At 60.6% G+C, this 246-nt stretch carries 1 pseudogene; it reads left to right on the plus strand.

Annotated features, from left to right (window positions below):
* Positions 1–246 (plus strand): annotated as a pseudogene (locus SB765_RS32640) (cytochrome B6); the annotation flags it as partial.

Raw genomic sequence — 246 nt, forward strand, 5'->3', positions numbered from 1 at the left:
GGGCGACACCGAGATCCTCAGCAAGGACGAAAAATACGGCTACGCGCGGTTTCAGGAATACGGCTGCATTGCCTGCCACCAAGGCGTCAATATCGGCGGCAACATGCTGCAGAAGTTCGGCGTGCTGGGCGATTTTTTCGCTGACCGCGGCAACCCCACGCCTGCCGACCTGGGGCGCTTCAACGTCACGGGCGATGAAGAAGACCGGCATGTGTTCAAGGTGCCTAGCCTGCGCAATGTCGCGGT

It is taken from the genome of Pseudomonas sp. SIMBA_067 (genome assembly GCF_046534675.1).
Taxonomy (GTDB): Bacteria; Pseudomonadota; Gammaproteobacteria; order Pseudomonadales; family Pseudomonadaceae; genus Aquipseudomonas; species Aquipseudomonas putida.